This is a genomic window from Paenibacillus solani, assembly GCF_050475945.1.
Lineage (GTDB): Bacteria > Bacillota > Bacilli > Paenibacillales > Paenibacillaceae > Paenibacillus_AQ > Paenibacillus_AQ solani_A.
The window spans coordinates 52,470-74,507 of record NZ_JBCMXJ010000018.1 but is presented as its reverse complement, the minus strand read 5'-3'; the positions used below and the strand labels follow the sequence as shown (position 1 = coordinate 74,507).

23 protein-coding genes are annotated in these 22,038 nt (G+C 48.7%); 10 read left to right on the top strand and 13 right to left on the bottom strand.

Annotated elements, in window-relative coordinates:
* The first annotated feature begins 103 nt into the window (after positions 1–103).
* The 3 genes from ABEQ74_RS23895 (at position 104) to ABEQ74_RS23885 (ending at position 2,704) form a co-directional block, all read left to right on the top strand.
* Complete coding sequence (locus tag ABEQ74_RS23895; protein ID WP_430124692.1) at positions 104–616, top strand: RNA polymerase sigma factor; 513 nt, start codon at positions 104–106, stop codon at positions 614–616.
* The gene (locus ABEQ74_RS23890; RefSeq protein WP_430124690.1) at positions 616–1,497 is read left to right on the top strand and encodes a DUF3298 domain-containing protein; all 882 of its coding nucleotides are present in this window, start codon (positions 616–618) and stop codon (positions 1,495–1,497) included. The genes ABEQ74_RS23895 and ABEQ74_RS23890 overlap by 1 nt, the downstream gene beginning before the upstream one ends.
* 91 nt (positions 1,498–1,588) lie before the next feature.
* Positions 1,589–2,704, top strand: a complete 1,116-nt coding sequence (locus tag ABEQ74_RS23885) for a stalk domain-containing protein (protein ID WP_430124689.1) — start codon at positions 1,589–1,591, stop codon at positions 2,702–2,704.
* Between the two features lie 134 nt (positions 2,705–2,838).
* Here the strand turns inward: ABEQ74_RS23885 and comJ are convergent, their stop codons facing one another.
* The 4 genes from comJ to ABEQ74_RS23865 all read right to left on the bottom strand — a co-directional run bounded on the left by comJ (position 2,839) and on the right by ABEQ74_RS23865 (position 4,770).
* Positions 2,839–3,324: a competence protein ComJ gene (gene comJ / locus ABEQ74_RS23880; RefSeq protein WP_430124688.1), complete on the bottom strand. Its 486-nt coding sequence runs from the start codon at positions 3,322–3,324 to the stop codon at positions 2,839–2,841.
* A 26-nt stretch (positions 3,325–3,350) separates the two neighbouring features.
* The gene (locus ABEQ74_RS23875; protein ID WP_430124687.1) at positions 3,351–3,692 is read right to left on the bottom strand and encodes a hypothetical protein; all 342 of its coding nucleotides are present in this window, start codon (positions 3,690–3,692) and stop codon (positions 3,351–3,353) included.
* A 7-nt stretch (positions 3,693–3,699) separates the two neighbouring features.
* Positions 3,700–4,002: a hypothetical protein gene (locus tag ABEQ74_RS23870; RefSeq protein WP_430124686.1), complete on the bottom strand. Its 303-nt coding sequence runs from the start codon at positions 4,000–4,002 to the stop codon at positions 3,700–3,702.
* 132 nt (positions 4,003–4,134) lie between these two features.
* Positions 4,135–4,770, bottom strand: coding sequence for a carbohydrate-binding family 9-like protein (locus tag ABEQ74_RS23865; RefSeq protein WP_430124685.1), 636 nt, complete (start codon positions 4,768–4,770; stop codon positions 4,135–4,137).
* A 201-nt stretch (positions 4,771–4,971) separates the two neighbouring features.
* Between ABEQ74_RS23865 and udk the strand changes: the two genes are divergently transcribed.
* On the top strand, positions 4,972–5,607 hold the full coding sequence (gene udk, locus ABEQ74_RS23860) for a uridine kinase (protein WP_053490295.1): 636 nt from the start codon (positions 4,972–4,974) through the stop codon (positions 5,605–5,607).
* Between the two features lie 107 nt (positions 5,608–5,714).
* On the opposite strand, the gene ABEQ74_RS23855 is transcribed toward udk, so the two are convergent.
* A complete protein-coding gene (locus ABEQ74_RS23855; protein WP_430124684.1) occupies positions 5,715–6,635 on the bottom strand; it encodes a proline dehydrogenase family protein in 921 nt (306 codons plus the stop codon).
* A gap of 316 nt (positions 6,636–6,951) precedes the next feature.
* Here ABEQ74_RS23855 and pruA point away from each other — a divergent pair, with 316 nt between their 5' ends.
* Positions 6,952–8,499 (top strand): L-glutamate gamma-semialdehyde dehydrogenase, encoded by a 1,548-nt coding sequence (pruA, locus tag ABEQ74_RS23850; RefSeq protein ID WP_430124682.1) that lies wholly within the window; start codon positions 6,952–6,954, stop codon positions 8,497–8,499.
* A 277-nt stretch (positions 8,500–8,776) separates the two neighbouring features.
* Positions 8,777–9,421: a signal peptidase I gene (gene lepB / locus ABEQ74_RS23845; protein WP_430124681.1), complete on the top strand. Its 645-nt coding sequence runs from the start codon at positions 8,777–8,779 to the stop codon at positions 9,419–9,421.
* 47 nt (positions 9,422–9,468) lie between these two features.
* Here lepB and ABEQ74_RS23840 read toward each other — a convergent pair whose 3' ends face one another.
* The 8 genes from ABEQ74_RS23840 to ABEQ74_RS23805 form a co-directional block, all read right to left on the bottom strand.
* Positions 9,469–10,230, bottom strand: coding sequence for a ChbG/HpnK family deacetylase (locus tag ABEQ74_RS23840; RefSeq protein WP_430124680.1), 762 nt, complete (start codon positions 10,228–10,230; stop codon positions 9,469–9,471).
* Entirely contained in the window at positions 10,227–11,063 is an 837-nt protein-coding gene (locus tag ABEQ74_RS23835; protein WP_430124679.1) for a carbohydrate ABC transporter permease, read from the bottom strand. Before ABEQ74_RS23835 ends, ABEQ74_RS23840 begins: the two co-directional genes overlap by 4 nt.
* The gene (locus ABEQ74_RS23830) at positions 11,063–11,938 is read right to left on the bottom strand and encodes a carbohydrate ABC transporter permease (protein ID WP_430124678.1); all 876 of its coding nucleotides are present in this window, start codon (positions 11,936–11,938) and stop codon (positions 11,063–11,065) included. The genes ABEQ74_RS23835 and ABEQ74_RS23830 overlap by 1 nt, the downstream gene beginning before the upstream one ends.
* 161 nt (positions 11,939–12,099) lie before the next feature.
* Complete coding sequence (locus ABEQ74_RS23825) at positions 12,100–13,353, bottom strand: ABC transporter substrate-binding protein (protein WP_430124677.1); 1,254 nt, start codon at positions 13,351–13,353, stop codon at positions 12,100–12,102.
* A gap of 163 nt (positions 13,354–13,516) precedes the next feature.
* Positions 13,517–14,476, bottom strand: coding sequence for a LacI family DNA-binding transcriptional regulator (locus ABEQ74_RS23820; protein WP_430124676.1), 960 nt, complete (start codon positions 14,474–14,476; stop codon positions 13,517–13,519).
* 287 nt (positions 14,477–14,763) lie between these two features.
* A complete protein-coding gene (locus ABEQ74_RS23815) occupies positions 14,764–16,086 on the bottom strand; it encodes an FtsW/RodA/SpoVE family cell cycle protein (protein ID WP_430124675.1) in 1,323 nt (440 codons plus the stop codon).
* A 1-nt stretch (position 16,087) separates the two neighbouring features.
* Complete coding sequence (locus tag ABEQ74_RS23810) at positions 16,088–16,417, bottom strand: PadR family transcriptional regulator (protein WP_430124674.1); 330 nt, start codon at positions 16,415–16,417, stop codon at positions 16,088–16,090.
* Positions 16,418–16,651: 234 nt separating this feature from the next.
* The gene (locus ABEQ74_RS23805) at positions 16,652–17,188 is read right to left on the bottom strand and encodes an NAD(P)H-dependent oxidoreductase (protein WP_430124673.1); all 537 of its coding nucleotides are present in this window, start codon (positions 17,186–17,188) and stop codon (positions 16,652–16,654) included.
* A gap of 164 nt (positions 17,189–17,352) precedes the next feature.
* Here ABEQ74_RS23805 and ABEQ74_RS23800 point away from each other — a divergent pair, with 164 nt between their 5' ends.
* From ABEQ74_RS23800 to ABEQ74_RS23785, 4 genes are all read left to right on the top strand, one after another.
* Entirely contained in the window at positions 17,353–18,054 is a 702-nt protein-coding gene (locus ABEQ74_RS23800; protein WP_430124672.1) for a dihydroorotate dehydrogenase electron transfer subunit, read from the top strand.
* Positions 18,035–18,967, top strand: a complete 933-nt coding sequence (locus ABEQ74_RS23795; RefSeq protein WP_430124671.1) for a dihydroorotate dehydrogenase — start codon at positions 18,035–18,037, stop codon at positions 18,965–18,967. The genes ABEQ74_RS23800 and ABEQ74_RS23795 overlap by 20 nt, the downstream gene beginning before the upstream one ends.
* A gap of 160 nt (positions 18,968–19,127) precedes the next feature.
* Positions 19,128–20,039, top strand: coding sequence for an FMN-binding protein (locus tag ABEQ74_RS23790; protein WP_430124670.1), 912 nt, complete (start codon positions 19,128–19,130; stop codon positions 20,037–20,039).
* A gap of 46 nt (positions 20,040–20,085) precedes the next feature.
* Positions 20,086–21,957 carry an FAD-dependent oxidoreductase gene (locus tag ABEQ74_RS23785; RefSeq protein ID WP_430124669.1) on the top strand — a complete coding sequence of 624 codons (1,872 nt, stop codon included), beginning with the start codon at positions 20,086–20,088 and terminating at the stop codon, positions 21,955–21,957.
* Positions 21,958–22,038 lie beyond the last annotated feature (81 nt).

Genomic DNA, 22,038 nt, shown 5'->3' with positions numbered 1-22,038 from the left:
TTTTCGCAAAATCAAACTTTTTGAAAGACTCGCACGTCTTGCTTCCGTAAGTCAATTGCAATTGATGGTTACCCGCGCGGGCCCAAAGGAGTGTCATATTTACATGAGAGGCGGCCGGAAGCTTGAGAAGCTTCTTATCCAATGCATAACCGAAAATCAAGACAGCGCCTATAGGCTGGCATACAGCTACGTCAGAAATAAAGAGGATGCCCTCGATATCGTTCAGGACGCGATCCACAAAGCATTTTTATCCGTGGAAAAACTAAAGCAAACGGGTTCATTAAAAAGCTGGTTTTTCCGAATTATTGTCACAACCTCCCTGGATCTCATTCGAAAACAGAAAAAAGTCCACGTCATGGACGACGAGAACCTGGAGTTCATATTACCCGGCAGCCATGACCATTATCCAAATTTGGATCTGGCTCAGTCTCTGGACGATTTGCCTGACAAATATCGGTCCATCATTATTCTCCGGTTCTTCGAAGATATGAAGATTGACGAAATTGCCGAGGTGCTCCACGAGAATGTCAGCACGGTAAAAACGAGGTTATACCAGGGACTACAGAGACTGCGGGTGAACCTAAGTGAGGAAGATCAAGAGGAGGCACAACGATAATGCATGACAAGCTGAATAGGATGAAAGAGCAGTACGAGAGCACTCCTATTCCCGATGAATTAAGCTCGATTGTCAACAAGACCATAGCAACCAGACGAAGAAAAAATAGAGCTTTACCGTGGATCGCCAGCGTTGCCGCTGCCTGCGCACTGTTGTTTGCCGGCGTGAACGCGAGTCCAGCCTTCGCTAAAGCCATGTCCGATGTACCCGTTCTGGGTGAGATCGTCAAGGTCATGACCATTCGCGAATACGCCGAGCAGGACGACAACACGGCAGTGCATATCGAGACGCCCGGCATTTCCAATCTGGGCAATACGGAGCTAGAGCAAACGCTGAATAACAAATACCTCGAAGAAAACAAGAAACTGTATGAAAACTTCAAAGACGAAGTTGCCCAGCTCAATCAGGAAGGCGGCGGACATCTGAGCCTCGACAGCGGTTATGAAGTGGTCACGGATAATGAACAGCTGCTGACTCTTTTGCGCTATGTTGTGGAGTCTGCCGGAGGCTCGGCCGAATCCAGACAGTACGATACGATCGACAAGATCAACCATTTGGTGATCACACTGCCAAGCCTGTTCAAGGATGATTCTTATATCCAGGTCATCAGCGACAATATCAAGGAACAGATGCGCCAGCAGATGCAGGATAATCCGGACAACATCTACTGGGTTGAGCAGCCTGGAGTGGAGCCAGAGTTACCGGAAGATCTGTTCCAAACGATCGACAAGGACCAGAACTTCTATATTAGTCCAAGCGGCAAACTGGTCATCAGTTTTAACGAATACGATGTTGCTCCCGGTTATATGGGCGTCGTGGAATTTACGATCCCAACGGAAGTGATTCAAGATCTGCTCGTCAGCAACGAGTACATCCGGTAAATTTATCGTTCAACACTACTATTGCAGATCGTTCTTCCGATCCCTGTTGCAAAGCAATACAAACATAAACATAAGCCTGGAGGTAATTATGATGAAAACAGTGAGAAATACAACCCCATTAACCAAAACCCTGGCTGCTGCCGGATTAGCTGGCATTCTGATGATATCCGCTTCGGGCCTGCCATCCGCTCATGTCCATGCTGAAACCAAAGCTGCGGCGAGTACGGAACAGGTAAAGGCTCCTGCCAAGGCACTGCCATTGGTCACGTCCAAAACATTGCAATCCAAAGAGAAATGGCTGGAAACGAACATCCAAATTCCTGTATTTCAGGGTCTGGCCGATGCCAAGTATCAAGATCAGCTAAACGACATCATCGAATCTCATGCTAATAAGGATATTACCAAATGGGAGAAGGAAGCAGCCGAAACGGCGGCAAGTGCGAAAAAGAACGGCTTTACCATGCGCCCTTATCAGCTGACGATCAACTACGAGCTCACATCGGACGGCACGAACGACAATCTGATTTCCCTCAAGGTGATCACCGAAGGCATGGGAATGAACAACGGCGATCCCCGCGTGGATACGTATAACTTCACAAACGAAGCCGAAGCCCAGCTCGTGACGCTGGAGGACCTATTCGGTAAGAATTACAAATCGATCGTCGATACAGCGGTCAAAACAGCGATTGCCGCGGATCAGGACAATTACTTCGCGAACGAAGATGGATTCCAGGGTATCGATGCGGAACAAGCTTTCTATGTTAAGAACGGGACGGCCTATATCGTATTCCAAAAATACAGCATCGCCCCAGGATCCACGGGAACACCGGAGTTTGCTGTGAAGCTGCCAGGTAAAGCATCCGAAGAAAAGCCTGTTTCGGCCGTATTGAAGTCAGATGCTTATTACAAGGATAAAAGTGGCAACATTATGGTCCCAGCAGCCCATGTGCTGCGTCAGCTTCAATTCGAGGTAAAGTGGAACGGTAAGAGCAAAACCGCCGAAATCTCCAAGGGTGCCGTATGGAGTTCGGTAACACTGAACAAGGATGCCTATGCATTTGGTAAAATGGCTCCCCACTCGCTCGGCTCCGCTCCCGTCATGAACAAAGGCCATGTCTATGTTCCGCTTGCTTTCCTAACGGATGTGCTGAACCTGAATGCGGATCACGGCAAGCATGGAGATATTACGGTGACAGCAGCACAATAACAAATTCCAACGCAATTCATCGTTTCTGCTTTCCATACAGAGTTAGCTAAGCCGGAACAACAGCATGGACGCAAGAAAAGAGGCCTCTCCAACACGGAGACGGCCTCTTCTTATATCAATCATAGGGAAGATTGTTAACAATGCCCCTCCGACAAAGCCTCTCCAGCCCTGCCGCCCCATTCATCGTCCATCAAAAACCGGGCTTGAATATCCTCTCCTTCACGCACAAAAGTCAGACGGTAATATACTTCTTCATCCTCACAAATCTCGTAATACAGCGCATAACGCCCTTCTTCCAGCGGAAGCTCAATAACGGCGTTCGACATGACGGACAACAGCTCCAGCTTCCCGGGATCCAGAACGTCAAACGGTACGACCATCCGCCGCTCCGCGTTCGGATCTTCCGTGAACGCCTCTTTTAAGGCTAGCTTTACCCAAGCGCCGAAAGCATCGTCAGGAATCGGATCAAAGGTTAGATAACCAGGATGGATGACCGCCCCCTGCTTGATATTGATTTCTCCCCACTGACATAACTCCTCATCAAAATCTCGCGAACGGACTTGAATCTGATGATGCGAGATGGTAAGGTCCACCTCTTGAGTCAATTTCATATGCTGCATGGTACGACACCTCTTTTTCAAAAATTCTATTTAAGCCGCTCCACCTGAATCGTGGCCAGCCTGCGTTCCTTATCCACCTGAACCCGCATACTGATGCCCAGCTGCTCCTCAAACAACCGGGTGACATTTAAGTACTTGTCCTCCACGACTCCCGATCCTCCCTGGCCATTGGAGCGTGTCATGCCTGCGGTGATAATCTTTTTCACCATATCCCCATCCGCCTTGGCGTGCGGATCATATGTAAATACAGGCTCCTTACGATGGTCATAGAAGATATATTCCTCACGGTATTCTTTTGCATTCACATATTCTTTTCGCGTTCGGATATAATCATTCTCCAGATGTTCATACTTGACCCTCCCTGCCAAGAAAGGATTATCCTCCGAGGGCTCCACCTCGAAATGCCCATACGCCAATTGAAACAGCATATTGAGGTCCGACCCTTCCAGCCTGTAGTACAACGGTCGAAGTTCCCCCCTGCTTATCGGTGGCGGCAAAGCCGGCCAGCAGCGGCCAAGCATCCACTTGTTCACCGTCCACATCGACAGCCAGCTGGTATTTAGTCAGGACCACCTCATTCTGGAAAAGCCCATACGTGCGCGCAATAAAGTAACCCGGCATCAACAACGAGACTGCAATCAGTACGGTCACTCCCCATAGAATTCGTTTGCCTTTCATGCTGTCACCTCCTCTCGCTGAATCTTCATCACTCCTAAGGGACGACTTATGGCAAGGTTATTGGGCATTAGGGGTGCTTCTTTCATCCGGTTTCACTTAGTAGTCCACCTCTTCAATATCCGGGCGTACATGCTATATGGCATCCACAAACTCCAGCTTTCCGAACCGCGAGGGTATATGGTAATTGACCTCTCCGGTGGGGCTCCATGCCTGATATCCCCGATTTCCGTTGGTGTCCTCGTCAATGCGGTAAAAATTTACGTTCCAGCTTCGTCCCGCTTGCGGCGGATTCTGAAAGTTCTGCGCCGGAATGTGAATCTCGTAAACCAAATTTCCCTTACCATCGTTTTCTACCGTGGTCAGAAGACCGGTAAGATCCCACTTTGCATCACTGTCCGTGATCGACTTTTGCCCATCGTTTTGGATCCGCGCATCAAATATAACATTGTTCGGGCTTACCTCAAGCTCGATATATTCCAAACCCTCTCCTGCTTCATCTATAAACAACTCCACGACATCCTGTTCATACAGCGGGTCATCCCGATGCCGATACTCCGAGACGATATAGGAATCCTCGCAAACAAACTGCACGTAGAAGCAGTCGGAGCTCCAGCAGGCACGAACCTCCGTCGCTTCGCTCGGGTCAAGCCCCGTAACGGTATCGCTCAGGGCCACAGCATCATAGCGGCTCCAATCGATGCTTACCCGATTCTCTCCCTGCTGAAGATATATGGCGGGCTTGCACTGGTAAATAGCGGTATTAAGCATGAATGATTCCCTCCGAGACATTCTCAATTGTTGTCATGATATCCTCTATGATAAGTCATACAGATTCGGTTTACTATTCCGTGGTAAGAATAAAGAAAATCAGGAAATCCCATCATTTTGCTCTCTATCCCATAGTGAAATAAAGGACATGCTGTGCTACAATAAAAAAATTGTAAACTCTAGGGAGGGTTATGGTTCGCTATGCTCATTATTGGTATCGCCGGCGGCACCGGATCAGGCAAAACGACGGTTGCCCGTTCTGTCATCAACCGTCTTGGTTCAGATAAAGTGACATTTATTTCACAAGATAACTACTATAAAGACCATCAAGAACTCAGTTTTGCGGAACGCGAAGCGATCAACTATGATCATCCTTTCGCTTTTGACAATGGGCTGCTCATCGAGCATCTCGGTGTTTTAAAAAGCGGACAACCCGCCTTCGCTCCGGTCTATGATTTTACTGCTCACGCCCGTTTCACGGATCAGACCATCGAGCTCAAGCCGAATAAGATTGTCATCATTGAAGGTCTGCATGTGCTGTCTGATGAGAATCTGCGCAAGCTGCTTCACATTAAAGTGTTTGTGGATACCGATCCCGATGTGCGCCTGCTGCGCCGGGTCGTACGTGATATCGAGGACCGCGGCCGGACCATTCAGTCGATCCATAATCAGTATTTGACAACCGTTAAGCCGATGCATGAGGCGTTCATTGAACCGTCCAAGAAATACGCCGACCTGATCATTCCCGAAGGCGGAGAGAACGAAGTTGGCATTCGCCTGCTCTCCATCCTGACTGAGAAATATTTGAGCGGCGATCACACCTTGTCGGGTGAATAATACCTGCGGAGCTTGAATTTTCGTCCATTTTGGCAGCATCATAGAAAAACGCCCGCCTACCTGTGGTTGCAGGATGGCGGGCGTTTTGACATTTTTTCGTTATTGTCTCACTTGAACATATTTTTGAGCACCATCATCAGGTTGGCAGGCTTCTCTGCCAGCCGCCGTGTAAAGTATGGGTACCACATCGTTCCATAAGGCATGTAACACCGAATCCGGTAACCATCCTGCGCAAGCGCGGCCTGATCGTTCATCCGCAGCCCGTACAGCATTTGAAACTCATAATCTTGTTTGTCTATGCAGCTCTGCTCAGCAAACACCTTCACCCAGTCGATGATGTGGTCATCGTGTGAGGCAATCGCAACATAGACCCCCTGATCGAAATGCAATTTGATCAGCTTCTTATAGTTATTCACGACTTCCCGCTTCTGCTGAAAAGCGATGTTTGCTGGCTCCTTGTATGCCCCCTTCACGAGCCGCAGGTGGACACCGGCTTTTATCAAATGCTTGGCATCTTCCTCCGTTCGGAACAAATAGGCCTGCAGTACGGTGCCCACATTGGTCAGCCCTTCCTTATGAAGCCGCAGCGCCATATCGATCGTTGCCTGGGTATACGGTGAGTCCTCCATGTCCAGACGGACAAAATTACGGTGCTCTTTTGCCCTTCTTACCACCTGCTTGATGTTTTCGTAAGCTTGTTCACGGTCCAAAACCATCCCCATCTGCGTCGGTTTCAGCGATATGTGGGACTCTACGCCCCGTTTCGAGATCCCCTCCACAAGCCTTAAGTATTCTTCACGGTAACCGGCTGCTTCGTCCAGCGTACGGATCCCTTCGCCCAGATGATCTAGCGTGACGAGAATCCCCTTCTCGTTCAACCTCTCAATTTCATCCAGTGCTTCATCCAGCGTATCCCCGGCTATAAAGCGGCCCGCCAGCCTCCGGCCATACTTGATCGACAACCACTTCACGATTTTGTTACCGGATATCGTCAAGATCACTTTGCGGTAAAACTCATTTCCGTCCATAAGGGCCCCCTTAGAAGGTGAGATGTGCAAAATGCATGAAGCGACTGTCCAATGCCAATATGCTGATTGAACCCGAGCGTATTCGTTGTCCGTATGCTGTACAAGGAAAACTTAAAACGAATATTACAAATTATGCTGAATTTTATTATAAAAAAAGCACCTATCTTAACTCATATGCAAAAATCATGACGCCATGCAGGGACACATACATATCTAACATAGTCTATTTACACTAAGAGCTCACTCTCATCCAAACTTATTGAACAGCAGGGCCATCGATGAAACTGCAGCATATCTCGTGAAGGAGGGCCTCCCCATGCGCATACCTTTTCGGAATGAACCATTCCTGGATTTCAGAAATGAACAGAACAACAGGTTATACGAGTCTGCCCTTACGGCAGTCGAAGCTGAGCTTGGTAGAACCTATCCGCTCATTATTGGCGGTACCTACATCCAGACGGAGCGCACGGTTAAATCGTTCAATCCATCTCGTAAACAACAAGTCATTGGGATTGTTTCTCAAGCGGATGTTACACTTGCAGAGCAAGCCATCCAGACAGCAGCGCTTACCTATGAGACTTGGAAGCACATCGATCCGAATGAGCGGGCACGATACCTTTACAAGGCAGCAGCAATCTTAAGACAACGTAAGCTCGAATTCTCTGCGCTGATGACACTCGAAGCCGGCAAAACGCGTGCCGAAGCGGATGCGGATACAGCCGAGGCGATCGATTTCATGGAATTTTATGCACGTGAAATGCAGCGCCTGAGTGCACCCCAGCCGCTGACGGTCCACGAGGAGGAAGAGAATCATCTCTATTACATCCCGCTTGGCGTTGGCATCATCATTCCTCCGTGGAACTTCCCACTCGCGATTATGGCCGGCATGACAGCAGCGGCTATCGTCTCCGGCAACACGGTTGTGCTGAAGCCCGCGAGCACCACTCCGGTCATCGCTGCCAAATTCGTGGAGTTACTGAAAGAAGTCAGCCTGCCTCCGGGTGTCGTTAACTTCCTGCCTGGTCCGGGTCAGGAGGTGGGAGACTATCTTGTGGACCATCCGCTGACAAGGTTCATCAGTTTTACAGGATCCCGTGACGTGGGATTACGGATTCAGGAACGCGCGGCCAAGACACAACCAGGTCAAAAATGGATCAAACGTGTCATAGCCGAAATGGGTGGAAAAGACACGATCATCGTGGACAACGAAGCCGATCTGGATCTCGCTGCGGATGCCATCACTGCGTCTGCTTTCGGCTTCTCCGGACAGAAGTGTTCTGCATGCTCCCGAGCCATTGTTCATGAGGACGTCTATGATACCGTGCTGCAGAAGGTGATCGATCGCTCCAAAAAGCTGGTGATCGGGAACGCTTCTCATGCTGAGGTACAGGTAGGACCTGTCATCGATGAAACAGCCTACCGTAAAATTCTGCAATACATCGATATTGGAAAGATTGAAGGAAGACTCGTGCTCGGGGGGTTCCCTGGAGACCCGGAGGGTTATTTTATTCAGCCGACGATCTTTGCGGATGTGGACAGCACCGCACGTATTTCCCAAGAAGAAATCTTCGGCCCGTTGGTCGCCTTCACGAAGGCAGCCTCTTTCGCTGAAGCGATCCAATTCGCCAACAACACCGACTATGGGCTGACGGGTGCTGTAATTTCCAACAGCCGTGCTCATTTGGAGCAGGCCCGGCGGGAATTTCATGTCGGCAATCTGTATCTGAACCGAAAATGCACCGGTGCACTCGTGGGCATTCACCCATTTGGCGGCTTCAATATGTCCGGAACCGATTCCAAGGCCGGCGGCCGTGATTACCTGCTTTTGTTCACACAGGCGAAGTTGGTATCCGAACGATTTTGAATAGAACATGCAAAAAAACCTCTCCATGTAAATGGGGAGGCTTTTTTATGTATTACTGCTTGAGAATGCAACTCTCAGACTCCCTTCTGAAGATAAAACTGGCTAAACATGGCGATGTCCTTAATTTTATTATTTTCGTAACTCTTAAGGAATAGCTTCCGTTATATGTAGTAGTAAAGTAGTCATGAAGAAGATGATCGTCATGATGTCTAATACTTCGTTAATAATTTTATATACCTACAAATCGCATTTAATTTTTATACTTTGGAGGAGAAAGATGAGAATCGTATGGTTAGTAGTCATTCTTTCAATCTTGGTAACCGGTTGTGATATTCAAAAATCGACACCTCAAACAATTAGTGATACAGTGACCCCTTATTACGTTAGTGAAATGAAAGAGGTGCCTGAAGATACCATTCTAGTAGAAAACCTAATCGATGAGATGGATCAGGGGACATTTGAGTATCATTCAGGTGAGTGGGGGAAATTTGTTGTTAACCCCAATCAACGTGAATTTAACAGAGGTGATGTGGTGTACATCGAAACACCTATAGAAAAGTTAAAAAACAAATTCCCGTATATACCGGAGGCCAAAATTTTACGGATTGTCGGAATGCCGGGAGAAAAGTTAAAAGTAAAAAAAGGTCAAGTTTTTATCAATGATCTGCGTCTTGATGCTTTTTATGGCACCGCTAGGCATCACGGAATGAACGAGGAGGAATATATGAAATGGGCAAAAGAGAATGGGAAAGATCCTCGCCAGTTTAATGATTATTTTCATCAGAACGTTAAAGAAACCGCAATTCCCCCGGAACATTATTTTGTTATAGGCGATAGTTGGTGGAGGAGTGTCGATAGTTTTACATTTGGCCCGATTCATAGCAAGCATATTGTAGGTACAGTTATTGGGTTTAAAAAATAAGCGGACAGATTCGCCTATATGAGATTATCAATCATCATTACCTTCCATTATACATCTGACATCGGTACCGCTTCATCATATCGTACGGCACGGAAGCCCCATCGCTCACTGATCTCGTTCAAATCCTTCCGTGTAAGGAAGGATGCCTCCTGATGCCGCCCTCGTGCGAGCTCCTCTCCGTCCACTTCAGCATTGCCGCATTGTACCATTTCCTCTGAATACAGTGCCGGATGGGACAAAAAGAAGTACTGATCGTCTGTCAGGCTGCCAAGCACCTTTTCAAACGACTCAATTCCGCTTGGCACACCGCCCGGGAAAAAGTTGTAATAATAGCGGTGATTAATCAGCTCCTTCGCTTCCATCCAGCGGTCAAGCTCTTCTTGCAGCCCGGGAATGAAGCGTTCCGGCAGCATATGGGAATCGGCGTAAGAGATGTTGAAGCCTGCTGCGGTTAGTTTATCAAACTGGGCATCGCACTCTGTAAGGATTTCCTCCAGGGAGGGCGGATGATGTTGAAACAGACTCGGATGCTGATGGAAGTATCCAGCCTGATCGACAAGCGAAGGAACCTGTTCCTTCGCGGTAACAGGTCCCCAGCGTACATGATCCCACTCTGCGTTCAGCGTCATATGAAAGCCGAAGCAGATATCCCTGCGATGTGCCAACAGCTGCGCGGCCTCAGCAAGATAAGGACCGGGCGCCATGATGGACACATTTTTGATGAATCCTGCCTCTACCGCAGCGGCAATCGCAAGATTGGCAGAACGGCTGGAAGCGTAATCGTCTGCTCTCGTAATGATCCGCTTCATTTTACTGCACCTGCTGCAATCCCTTTGATGATGTATTTTTGCGCAAAAATATAGAAAATCACAACCGGAATAATGGTCAGCGTCAAGCCAGCCATTGCCTGGTTCCACACAATCGTGAATTCTCCGAAGAAATAGAAGGTCGAAAGCGGAATGGTCCGCAGCCCTTTGTCCGACAGCGTCAACGATGGGAGCAGGTAGTCGTTCCACAGCGCAATGACGTTCAGAATCGCGATCGTTACACTGATGTTCGTCAGCAGCGGGAACACGATTCGCCAGAACACTCCCAGCTTGGAGCAGCCGTCAAGGGTAGCCGCCTCCTCCAGTGCTACGGGCACCGATTTGATAAACCCGTGGTACAGGAAGACCGCCATACTGGACGTAAAGCCAATGTTCATATAGATCAGACCCTCATGGGTATTGAGCATCGGAATATGCAGATTGGTGCGGATCCAGTCCATGACCTGCATCAGCGGCATCATCAGCGTCTGGAACGGAATCAACATGGTCGCTACAAACGTGAAGAAGATGATCTTGCTCAGCTTATTGTCCGTCCGTACCAGCATCCATGCCGTCATGGAGGCGAGTATGATAACGATAACTACCGAGATGATGGTGACATACAGCGAGTTGCCCAGAGCGGTAAAGAAATTCATCTTCTCCATCGCCGATTTATAGTACTCAAAGCTGAAGGAAGTAGGAAGCGCAAGCGCATTCTCATACAGCTCGGCACGAGTCTTAAACGAGTTAATCAGCATGATGAAGACGGGAGACAAGAAGACCAACGCAGCGAGGAACAGCAGGATATCGAGCAACCATTTGCCTGATTTCTTCATTACATCTGCACCTCTTTTCTCTTCGTGATGATCACTTGTGTCAGCGTAAGTCCGGCAACAATCAGGAAGAAGATGATCGCTTTGGCCTGACCTAATCCATAATTACCGTAAGCAAAAATTTCATTAAAAATATTCATAGCAAACATCTCTGTCGCATTGCTCGGACCGCCCTTGGTCAGCGACAGGTTCACATCATAGATTTTGAACGCCCCGGACAGTGTCAGGAACAAACAGATCGTGAACGAAGGCATTAACAGCGGGAACACGATACCCTTCAGGCGCTGCCACAGGTTGGCACCATCGACCTTGGCCGCTTCCATTAGTTCATCCGGAATGCCCTGGATACCCGCGATGTAGATGATCATGGTGTAACCTGCCAGCTGCCAGGTGAATACCGCAACGATCGCGTACAATGCAAACTGTGGATGCAGCAGCCAATTAAAGAACACGCTGTCAAACCCGGTTTTCTCACCAAGGAAGCTGAAGGCATCCGTAAAAATAAACTGCCAGATGTAACCCAGGATCAAACCGCCGATGAGGTTGGGCATAAAGAACATGGTGCGTGCCGCGTTTCTTGAGCGGAGCTTCGTCGTCACAAGCAGCGCAAATGCAAGTCCCAACACATTGACGCAGATCAGCGCCAGCAGCGTGAATTGGACTGTATGCCAAGCCGATGACAAGAATCGATCGTCCTGGAACAGCTGCACGTAATTATCCAATCCTACGAATACTTTGGGATTTGCCGGAATGCCGTCCCATTTTACGAAAGAATACACAACCCCGATGATGAACGGGATGATCACTACCGTCGTAAAAATAAACAGAAGCGGCACTGTAAACAGGGCAAACCAGGCTTTATCCTTTCTGTTGCTCATCATTCATACCTTCTTTCCGTCCGATTGATTCCTGCAAGGCGGCATCAAATCTTGAATTCATGTTAGAAAAAACAAAAGCCTAACGCTCATTACAGAACGTCTGAGGCTAGGCTTTCGATATGATGGAATTGTTATTTCAGATGATTCCGTTTTGGCCTCGATTATTTCGATGCTTTCGCCCACACTTCATCGAGCTTCTGCAGGAACTGCTCGCCTGTCATGCTCGGATTCATGAAGAACTCCTGCGTAGCCGGAGCCAAGTCGTTGGTGACGATACCCGATGGGAAGTAGTTCAGTGCCCAAGTGATTGTCTCACCCTTCGTTGTTGCTTCATGCACCGCTTGTGACAGTGGATCCAGGTCCCCTGCTTCAATATTCGTTAACGCCGGGATGAATTTAAAGTCGTCTACGATGGCTTTCTTGCCAGTCTCGCTGGTAAACAGCCAGTTCAGGAAAGCATTCGCGGCTTTGACTTCGTCAGCATCCGCCTGATTGTTTACGACCCAGTAGCTCGCTACACCGACGGCGAGTTTGTCATTGCCTGCGAGCGGGAATGGCATCATGCCGACCTTGGAGCCGAAGTCACCGAAGTCTGCAAGCATGGAGTAACTCCAGTTACCCTGATGCACCATAGCCGTTTTTTCCGTAGCGAAGTCGCCCATCTGGCTGTCATACTTCACTTCAAGCGGGTTCTTGGTGTTCGCCTTGATTGCGTCCATGAATTTCGCCCACTCTTGGAACTCCTTCGTATCGGCCATCTTCACTTCGCCCTTGTTCAGCTGATCGATATAGGCGATCGGATCAGGTTGAAGCGCAAACGGCGTATTGATGATATGTGCGATCAGGAAGTAAGCCTCCTGAGACAAGCTTAAACCGTTCTTGCCATCAGCCTTCAGCTGCTCCAGCGTCTTAGTGAAGGAATCCAGGTCTTTTACGTTAGCCGGATCCACCAGATCCTTGTTGTATACAAGACCGAAGCCTTCTACACCGTATGGAATGCCGACAGTCTTATCGTCAACCTTCAATTCCATATCAGGTGCAATGTTCTTAACAAACTCTTCGCTGCTCAAATCGGAGAAATAGGATTTCAGCTTCTCGGATTCCGGGCCCGGAGCCACGCTGAATATCGTTGGTCCCTGGTTGCTTCCGAGCTTGGCTACCAGCTGCTGTTGATAAGCGTCGCCAGCGGCACCCCATACTTCAACCTCATTGCCCGTTTCTTCTTTATAAGTTTTAACCAGGGCTTCAAGAGGTTCTGTAATTTCGACTTTCGATTGGAAGAGTGTGATTTTCTTTAGTTTGTCTCCTCCAGATGCGGATCCGGAATCTTTGTCAGATGTACCGCCGCAAGCTGCAAGTGTTGCAATCAAAGCCGTTGCGGTCAACACGCTTAGTACTTTTTTTACTCTCTTCAAGTGACACGCCTCCCCTTAAGGACTCTATAAAGTAAAACGTTTACAAACCAATCATAGGGCTGTTTACCTGGAATGTCAATAAAGAATGTACACGTTTTCATAAAACTATTAAGTAAAAAAACTAGTAAAATGATTAATATTTTACTAGTTTCACACATAAAATTTATCTCACGGATTTTCGCCACTGGATGGTGGCATTCAGTTTAAAGGGCTCCTTGCCCGTTGTCCCCTTGATCATCTCAAGCAGCTCCTTCGCTGCGAGATAACCGCTCTCGTAACGAGGGATCGCAATCGTCGTCAAGCCGGCCATCGCAGCCGCATCCGAATTATCGAATCCGGTGATGGAAATGTCCTCGGGTATTTTTATCCCGTTCTCTTCCAATGCCTTGATCGCACCCAGTGCCATGTTGTCGTTTGCACAGACCAGCACCTCCGGCAGGGCATTGCTTAGAATTAGGATTTTGGCAGCCTGGTATCCACTTTCTTCACTGTAGTCGCCATGGAAGTAATTACGGCGATCAAATGTGATGCCATTCTTTGAAAGCGTATCCATAAACCCGGCAAAACGTTCCTTGTGATCTAAAGTAAACTCCAGTCCGCCGATGTAGCCGAATGTTTTGAACTGTTTATCCACGAGCGCCTGAACCATTTCACACATGACCGGGTAGTTGTCGACAATGACGCTTTTGGTGTTTGCGTACTCGTTATCAATAATCCGGTCCATAAGAACGACGGGGAATTGCGGCGTGGCCACAGATATTAAGTACTCGTCCGTCATGTTCCGGTCCAGACTTATGGTACCGCTTGCAAACTTGCTGCGCATAAAATTCGTGCTCGATTTATTCGTGCAGATGATGAGGTCATATCCATTCTCTGTGAGGCAATGGCTGATGCCTTTGATGATCTTTAAATAATAATCGCGATCAAAGTCGCTGAAGACGAAAATAATGGTATTGTTTTTATCGGATTTGGAAGACTTATGCGGGAAATAGCCGTGCTCTGAGCATAACTTCAGCACCCGCTCCCTCGTCTCCGCGCCTACATTTTTGCGCCCATTAAGCACGTTGGACACTGTAGACACCGAAACCTCCGCGAGCCTCGCAATTTCCTTCAAACCACTCATTAAACTATCCCCTCTCCACAGGCGTTAGTAAATTTAATATAACATGGATTTAATTTTAATAAAATTTACTTATTCCATATGGAGAGATATTTTCTTCGAAATTAGCCAAAATCATGAATTTCCTTATCTGCTCAAATGTCTTTAATCAAATTTAACCCGGACGCAAAATAAAGAAACCGTTTCTTTCAAGAGAACGGTTTCTTCAGAGGCATCTTTATATAACGTTACATCCTGCTTGATGGCTGTGGTAAAAGCTTTAACATCTCGATAGCGGTAATAAACAGACGCTAGGCTGCCTTCATTGGAGCTGCTTCCCCCATGCCGCTTGGAATCATATTTTTGCGTCGATAGATGGAGAGGAGCAGGCCGACAGCTGCCATGTCCAGGATTTGATTGGTTCCGCCATATGAAATAAAAGGAAAATCTAGGCTCACTGGGGGTACCACACCCAATCCCATAATGATCGGAATAAGCAGACGCAGGCCCAAAACAACGATAATACAGGTCACTATATTTTTCCCATAGGAGTCGTGGAGTACACTCGATATGCTCCACATTCTGGCGAGGAACAACAGAACAACCATCCCGACCGCAATGCCAAACAACCAGCCGAAGCAATAAATCAAATAGGGGTATATGGAGTCGCTGTAAACGAACGGAATTCCCGGATTAGGTGCGGCAAACCCTTGACCGAACCAGCCAGCAGAAGAAACGGCATCTGCAATGACCCGCATGTGATAACCGCCGTTCCCCTCAAGGTCTGTGAGTCCCTCCAGTCTCCACATGAGATAAAGTCTTTTTGTAAATAGAATATAGGCTAATCCTGCTAACGAAAATACCGTCAAGACAGCAAATTGCTTGACATTCTTCTTCGAAGTCCAGGTCAACATCAGGAACCCAAGCACGTAAACAAATAAATACACCATCGAGTCACTCCAACCGTACAAAAAAACAGGCAGAATGCCCCGATACAGAATTTGCAGCACGCCCTCCCAAGGACCCCACTGGCTTGCAGGCTTCATACCTGCCCCTGCCAATAGGAGAAGGAAGACGGAAACCGTTCCCAGCATGGGAATCACAATAGGTCCAAAATAAAGATAGAGGTTGGCCCCGTTAGTATTGGTCCCATAAAACTCCGTCATCGCCATGAGGCATAGCGTGATAAAAAACAGAATACCGGAGTATTTCTTGAGCTTTCTGTAATCCAGGAAATAGAGGACAATGAGGAAGATCAAGCCTATGCAGAAGAAAACTAACTTTCTTATGAAAAAGTCCGACAATATTTCTGTTCCCGCATTATCGATACTCAGTGCCCCGAACAACCCAATCATCGTCATTAAGACCAGCAAAACGAGCAGCTTCCAATCTAACTGAGGTCGATGGGCCAAATGCAAGCTTTTCCCGATCTCCTCGGGAGCCCCCATCTGTTTCACCGCTTCCTGTACCGCTGGCTCCTCGGCATTGCCCTCGAGCATTAGAAGCTCTGTCCGCTCTTCAATATGGCCAAGCAGCTCTTCGCGAATCTCCGGATGCATGGTTCTGGCTCGCACTTGCTTGCACACGCGGCTCAGAAAGTCTTGTACAACCTTGTATTCTTCAACCGGTCGCATCCTAACTTCCCTCCCCAATGACGGTATCCACAGCTGTACGGAACCGGACCCACTCCTTGGTCTTTTCACGGAGCTGCTCCCTGCCGCGCTCGGTAATCCGGTAATATTTGCGTTTACGTCCATCATGCTGGCTCCAGGAAGATTCCAGCCAACCTTCCGCTTCGAGCGTATGCAGGATCGGATATAACGTGCCTTCCTTCATCAGGAATACCCCGTCCGAGCTTTGCTCGATCTCCTTGATCAGCTCGTACCCGTACATTTCACGCTTATTCAACACGGTAAGCAGCAAAATAACGGTGCTGCCTTTCAACAGCTCTTTGTTAATACTCATTCCTCTATCACTCCAATACCTAGATATACTATGTATCGTAAATCTATGTATGAGTATAAAATAACCATCTCTACATTGCAACGTGTGTTTTCCTATCATTTTTATTTAGGAAGCAGCTCATGAGTAACCCTTCCCTACTGTCCTATCACCCCGGAAATAAATCAGCACGCCAAATAGCCCAGCAGCTTCTGCCGCCAGGCCATAGATCAGTTATATTAATTTTAGCTTTGAATCTTATCTCGATTCCACAGTATCCACAACATAGATCGCAAAATCCGCGGCATGACGCTGCAGCTCTTCATCGGTCAGCTGCATGGCATTATGAACCGCAAATACAGGCAAGTACTTCGCACCCACCAGGCTGGCCGTTACTTCAAACGGTCGTGTCAGCTCTTCCACTGTATAACGGTTGTACCCTTCACTTCCGTAAGCTTCTACCGTTCCACCTGTTGTAACCGCAATGCCCCATTCTTGTCCGTGAAGCTTGTCGCCTCCCGGGCCATATGCCCACCCGAAGGTCAGTACTTCGTCGAACCAATGCTTTAGAAGCGGCGGGGAGCTGTACCACCAGAAAGGGAATTGGAATACGATGCGATCATGCTCCAGCAGCAATTGCTGTTCGGCCCCCACATCGATCTGTCCATCGGAATACTGCTGATAGAGGTCATGCACCGTCACTCCATCCCTATGCCTCACTGTCTCTGTCAATTTGCGGTTGATCCGTGAGCCTTCTTGCAGACCCGGATGTACGGCGATCACGAGCGTTTTCATGTAGGATCCCCATCCTTTCTTCTCCTGTGTGATTACCCAAAAGGTATCAAGATTCGCCAATTTGCGAATATGAGAAATGTCACAGGTAGCGCGATTGGTCTGTGATACTGTAGCAAGGAACATAACGGGCGGAACAAGTACGCCAAGGGAGGAGGACCAAGAATTTGGCCCTAGTTATTCACAATGTTAAGCTGGCCCCCGGTATTTATCGACTTACCGTACAAGGCAGCTATCCGGCACGAATGGGACAGTTCTTCATGCTTCGCTGCTGGGATACCTATCCTGTGCTGTCAAGGCCTATCAGCGTTCATGATCTGACAGCCGATTCCATATCCTTCTTATATCGCGTACAGGGAACAGGTACTAAGCTGTTGTCGGCTCTCCAAGCAGGTGACCGGATTCAACTGGAAGGCCCTTTCGGACAAGGGTTCCCTGACCCTCAAGGCCGGACGGCACTGGTTGGAGGCGGCATAGGGATAGCCCCGATGCTGCTGGCAGCCAGGGGAATCTCAGGAGCCAGCGTATTTCTGGGATATTCCGGCTTGCCATTCGGAGTCGATGGCTTCAACGAAGCGAGCCATGATGTGACTATCAAATCCGGCGGAACCATCGTAGATGCTATAGACCCGAGCCGTTATGACACGATATATGCTTGCGGGCCTGTCGCTATGATGCGGAGCCTTGCTCAAAAAGCCGAGGGATCCTGTGCCAAACTCTATGTATCCATCGAGAAACGGATGGGCTGCGGCATCGGGGCATGCAACAGCTGCACGTTAACGATCGCAGGTACAAACCGCAAAGTATGCATCGATGGCCCCGTATTTCCGGCGAGGGAGGTGAACTGGAATGATCTCCATCGATTGTGAACTGGCAGGCGTACCGTTATCAAATCCAATTTTGGCTGCTTCGGGCACATTCGGATTTGGAAAACCCTATGCAGACCTGTATCCACTGCACAAGCTCGGAGGCATTGTATCCAAAGGATTGACCCTGAGTCCCCGGCCCGGCAATGCTGGTACACGGCTCTACGAAACACCATCAGGTATCATGAACAGCGTGGGTCTTGAAAATCCAGGCATACGGGCTTTTCTGGAACAAGAATTACCCGAGATGGCCTCGCACGAAACCGCGGTCATTGTCAATCTTGGCGGCGGCACGATACGAGAATACATAGAAGGAGCCGAGCTCCTTACCGAGGCCAGTCTTGCATTAAGTGCATCAGGAAAACGAGCGGTCGACATGATCGAGCTCAACATCTCCTGTCCCAACGTCAAGGAAGGCGGACTTGCCTTCGGCATTGAGAATGAGCAGGCCCAGGAAGTGGTCCGTGCAGTCCGTAAAGCGACATCTCTGCCTCTGCTCGTCAAGCTCTCTCCCGGGGCGAAGGACCTGAGGGAGATGGCAAAAATGTGTGAAGCCGAAGGCGCGGATGGTCTCTCACTAATCAATACGATTCAAGCAATGGCCATTGATATCCGGCAGCGGCGAAGCGTATTTGACAGAGCCTATGCAGGCCTATCCGGACCAGCCATCAAGCCAATCGCGCTGCGAATGGTTCATCAGGTAGCAAGGTCTGTTTCCATCCCGGTCGTTGGAATCGGCGGGATCAGCAGCGCTGAAGACATCCTCGAATTCATCATGGCAGGTGCCACAGCCGTACAGATCGGAACCTATAACTTCATCAATCTGCGGGCCGGCAATACCCTTGCTAAAGAACTGATTCAATTAATGGAAACCGAAGGCATTCATTCCCTGGATGACATTCGAGGCATCATCTAACCTCATGACCTGTTCATAAGGCAATAGCATAACTCTTCTGAGCTTGATTGCATTGAGGCCAGATGTGATTTTTTTCACCGATAACAAACCAATTAAAGACTACAATGAACTCAAGAACATATTTGTGAACTAATTCACAAATCAATAGGAGGAAAACAGAATGAAAAGGACACTCTCTCTATCTCTTTCCGTCATGCTAATATTTGCACTGCTGGCAGGTTGCGGGGGCAACGGCGACAAGGAACCGGTTAATACAGACAAGCAAACAGAGAGCCAAAACACAGATAACACAGGAAATGCGACACAACCGTCACAAGAAGGTACAAATCTTCAAGACGGTTTATACTACGCCGAAGGCGAGTATGCAGAAGACTCCGGCTGGAAGGAACTCGTAGCCTTTAAAGTTGAAGGCGGCAAAATCGTCAGCGCTAACTGGGATGGTCTTCATAAAGACGGCGGCCTGGACAAAAAGACAGCTTCCGAAAAAGGTCTTTACGGCATGAAGGAAAAAGGCGGCGCTCAAGCGGAATGGCATGAGCAGGCAGCCAAAATGGAGGAGTATCTCGTAGTTCAGCAATCCATTGACGGCTTGAATGTGAATGGCGAAGGTTACACGGATGCCGTGTCGGGCGTATCCATCCATGTCAGCGGATTTGCAGAGCTTGCAGCCAAAGCGCTGGCAGCAGGTCCCGTTGAAGCAGGAGCATACAAAGATGGCAACTATCACGCGGAAGCAGCTGACTTCGACGCTAACTCGGGCTGGAAAGAAACTGTCGACATTACCGTTATCAACGGCAAAATCGTTGCTGTAAGCTGGAACGGCATTCATAAAGACGGCGGTACTGACAAGGTTACCCGTTCCAAATCTGGCGAATACGGCATGAAGAACGGCGGAGCTCAATCCGAATGGCATGAGCAGGCACATCAAGCTGAACAGTATCTGATTGAAAAACAAGATCCGCAAGCCATCGTCACAAGTGAAGATGGAAAAACCGATGCGATTTCCGGTGTGTCCATCCATGTCAGCGGATTTGTAGAATTGGCAGCAAAAGCACTTGAAGGCGCGAAATAAGCACCAGCGATCCATATAAGACAACTATCCTTGAGGGGAGATTCGCATGAAACAGATTATCGTGCTGGGCGGCGGATATGGCGGTATTCTTACCGCCAAGAAGCTGGCTAAACGACTGCGCAAACAGAAGGATTTGCGGATAACACTCATTGACCGCAAGCCGTATCATACCCTGCTGACTGAACTGCATGAAGTGGCTGCTAACCGGGTCGAGGAAGATTCCATCAAAATTGACCTGAAGAAAGTATTCTCTGGGTTCCGCAACGTAGATGTGGTGCTGGATGAAATCGGCGGCATTGACTTCGAAGGTCAAACGCTTAGCGGTGACAAACAAACCTATCATTATGACTATCTGGTCATCGGAACCGGCAGCAAGCCGACCTTCTTCGGTATTCCGGGTGCCGATAAGAACGCCTTTACTCTATGGTCCTATGAAGATGCGGTACGCCTGAAGGAACACACCTTGAACATGTTCCGTAAAGCGGTCCTCCAGCGTGATCCGCAAGTCCGCAAGGAAATGCTGACCTTTGTTGTGGTCGGCGGCGGATTCACCGGTGTGGAGATGATCGGTGAGCTGGCAGAATTCACTCAGCAATTATGCAAGGAGTTCCATGTAGATCCGAGTGAAGTTACCCTTCACGTAGCCGATATGGTTGACAAGATCCTGCCGATTTTGCCCGAACCATTAATACGCAAAGCTGAGAAGCGGCTGCGCAAATTGAACGTCAATATTATTACAGGCTCCAAGATTACCGAAGTGAAACCGGACGGCGTTACTGTCGGCGGCAGCGACATCAAATCCAGAACTGTCATCTGGACTGCAGGTGTTGAAGGTTCTGACGTTGTAGGCAGCATGGATGTCGAGCAAAAAGGGCGCAAACGGATTCTGACTAACGACAAGCTGCAAATCCCTGCTCATCCGAACGTATATGTTGTAGGGGACAATATTTTCTACATTCCTGAAGGCGCGGCTGCACCCGTTCCTCAAATGGTGGAAAATGCCGAACTTGCGGCTCCAGTCATTGCGCATAACATCGTAGCTGAACTATCAAACAAACCGATGAAATCCTATAAACCGACCTTCCACGGCACCATGGTTTGTATCGGCAGCCGCTACGGAGTTGCCAATGTCGGCGTACCGAACCATATGTTCAAGCTTAGCGGCTTCCCCGCCATGCTCGTCAAGCATATGATCAATATGCTCTATCTGTTCCAGGTATGCGGCTTCAATAAAGTGTACCATTACCTGCTGCATGAGTTCTTCCACGTCCGGCACAACCGGAGCTTCGTGGGCGGACATTTTGCCAAACGGTCACCGAATTTCTGGCTCGTACCGCTACGTATTTTCGCGGGATGGATGTGGTTCTCCCAAGGATGGGACAAGCTTCATAAAATAATAAACGATCCGGATAAGGTCTTCCTGATTCCTGCCAAGGCCGTTGATGGCGTAAGCGCAGCTTCTGCTGCCGGTGATGCTGCAGGTGCCGGGGCAGCTGATGTGGTATCTGCTGCATCGACTTACACCCAGGAAGCGGTCACTGCTCTGCCGGTGCCGGATTTCATGAAATCGATCGTCGATTGGTCCATGAACCTGATGTTCTACACTGGCGACGGCGGCTATACTTCGCTCGCTTACGTATTTCAGACCTCGATGGTACTGGCCGAGCTAGTTGTCGGCATTCTGCTCATCATCGGATTGTTCACTGCACCTGCTGCTGTAGTCAGCGTTGCCATGGGTGCCATGGTCTGGGTATCCGGAATGGCGCCTAACGAAATGCTATGGTATCTGGCCGCAGGCATTGCTTTAATCGGCGGATCCGGCAGCACATTCGGGCTCGACTATTACGTGTATCCTTGGCTGAAGAAGGTATGGAAACGAATACCGCTCGTCAAGCGATGGTACGTATACACGGACTAAACGTCCACTATTCAATGTAAGTATTGCTTATCCTTTTATCCTTATCGGTTCGCAGCATAAGCTGTTTACGCCTGCATGTAC

Coding starts and splice junctions, on each gene's coding strand:
- ABEQ74_RS23895 (WP_430124692.1), top strand. CDS start 104: ATGAGAGGCGGCCGGAAGCTTGAGAAGCTTCTTATCCAATGCATAACC.
- ABEQ74_RS23890 (WP_430124690.1), top strand. CDS start 616: ATGCATGACAAGCTGAATAGGATGAAAGAGCAGTACGAGAGCACTCCT.
- ABEQ74_RS23885 (WP_430124689.1), top strand. CDS start 1,589: ATGAAAACAGTGAGAAATACAACCCCATTAACCAAAACCCTGGCTGCT.
- comJ (WP_430124688.1), bottom strand. CDS start 3,324: ATGCAGCATATGAAATTGACTCAAGAGGTGGACCTTACCATCTCGCAT.
- ABEQ74_RS23870 (WP_430124686.1), bottom strand. CDS start 4,002: ATGAAAGGCAAACGAATTCTATGGGGAGTGACCGTACTGATTGCAGTC.
- ABEQ74_RS23865 (WP_430124685.1), bottom strand. CDS start 4,770: ATGCTTAATACCGCTATTTACCAGTGCAAGCCCGCCATATATCTTCAG.
- udk (WP_053490295.1), top strand. CDS start 4,972: ATGCTCATTATTGGTATCGCCGGCGGCACCGGATCAGGCAAAACGACG.
- ABEQ74_RS23855 (WP_430124684.1), bottom strand. CDS start 6,635: ATGGACGGAAATGAGTTTTACCGCAAAGTGATCTTGACGATATCCGGT.
- pruA (WP_430124682.1), top strand. CDS start 6,952: ATGCGCATACCTTTTCGGAATGAACCATTCCTGGATTTCAGAAATGAA.
- lepB (WP_430124681.1), top strand. CDS start 8,777: ATGAGAATCGTATGGTTAGTAGTCATTCTTTCAATCTTGGTAACCGGT.
- ABEQ74_RS23840 (WP_430124680.1), bottom strand. CDS start 10,230: ATGAAGCGGATCATTACGAGAGCAGACGATTACGCTTCCAGCCGTTCT.
- ABEQ74_RS23835 (WP_430124679.1), bottom strand. CDS start 11,063: ATGAAGAAATCAGGCAAATGGTTGCTCGATATCCTGCTGTTCCTCGCT.
- ABEQ74_RS23830 (WP_430124678.1), bottom strand. CDS start 11,938: ATGAGCAACAGAAAGGATAAAGCCTGGTTTGCCCTGTTTACAGTGCCG.
- ABEQ74_RS23820 (WP_430124676.1), bottom strand. CDS start 14,476: ATGAGTGGTTTGAAGGAAATTGCGAGGCTCGCGGAGGTTTCGGTGTCT.
- ABEQ74_RS23815 (WP_430124675.1), bottom strand. CDS start 16,086: ATGCGACCGGTTGAAGAATACAAGGTTGTACAAGACTTTCTGAGCCGC.
- ABEQ74_RS23810 (WP_430124674.1), bottom strand. CDS start 16,417: ATGAGTATTAACAAAGAGCTGTTGAAAGGCAGCACCGTTATTTTGCTG.
- ABEQ74_RS23805 (WP_430124673.1), bottom strand. CDS start 17,188: ATGAAAACGCTCGTGATCGCCGTACATCCGGGTCTGCAAGAAGGCTCA.
- ABEQ74_RS23795 (WP_430124671.1), top strand. CDS start 18,035: ATGATCTCCATCGATTGTGAACTGGCAGGCGTACCGTTATCAAATCCA.
- ABEQ74_RS23790 (WP_430124670.1), top strand. CDS start 19,128: ATGAAAAGGACACTCTCTCTATCTCTTTCCGTCATGCTAATATTTGCA.
- ABEQ74_RS23785 (WP_430124669.1), top strand. CDS start 20,086: ATGAAACAGATTATCGTGCTGGGCGGCGGATATGGCGGTATTCTTACC.